1 protein-coding gene and 1 rRNA gene are annotated in these 677 nt (G+C 67.5%); both read left to right on the forward strand.

Going from position 1 to position 677, the window contains the following annotated elements; all coding sequences use genetic code 11:
- Positions 1-120: 120 nt before the first annotated feature.
- A 5S ribosomal RNA gene (gene rrf / locus JT723_RS34655) occupies positions 121-237 on the forward strand.
- A 258-nt stretch (positions 238-495) separates the two neighbouring features.
- Positions 496-677, forward strand: a 182-nt coding sequence (locus JT723_RS34660; RefSeq protein WP_205048880.1) for a hypothetical protein, incomplete at its 3' end; no start/stop codon positions are given.

Consider the following 677-nt stretch of genomic DNA (forward strand, 5'->3'; position numbering starts at 1 on the left):
TTGGTTCCCGGGTTGCGAACAGTCGCACCGGTTGAACAGATTCACTTAACTGAAAAGTGTGCTTGTTCGCTTGGACACTGTCGAGGTCTCACCGGCGCGGTGAGGCCTGCCCGATAGCGTTTCGGTGGTCATAGCGTTAGGGAAACGCCCGGTCACATTCCGAACCCGGAAGCTAAGCCTTTCAGCGCCGATGGTACTGCAGGGGGGACCCTGTGGGAGAGTAGGACACCGCCGAACAATCATTCCGGACCCCTGGTCCTGGCCTTCGCGCCGGGGCCAGGGGTCTTTTTGTTGCGGCGTTCGCAGAGCGCAGCCTTCCCGTGGTTACGGGAGACTTGTACTACAGCAGCACGATCCGAGGAGTCACGTCGATGTCCAACTCGCCTGAAGACCGGCCCGAGCGTCCCGAACGCCGGGACTCGCGCCCGAACGGCGGTGGCGACCGCGGGGGTTACCGCAGTGGTGGCCCGCGCAGGGACGGCAACCGTCCCAGCGGTGGCGGCTTCCGCCGCGATGACCGACGTGACGACCGTCCTCGTGATGACCGCCGCGACGACCGGCGGGACGACCGCCCGCGCGGCCCGCGCCGCGAAGGCGACCGCCCCGGTGGCGGTGGCGGCTACCGCCGTGACGACAGGCCGCGTTACGACCGGCCGGCTCGTGACGACCGTCCGCGC

This window comes from Actinacidiphila bryophytorum, assembly GCF_016916835.1.
Taxonomy (GTDB): domain Bacteria; phylum Actinomycetota; class Actinomycetes; order Streptomycetales; family Streptomycetaceae; genus Actinacidiphila; species Actinacidiphila bryophytorum.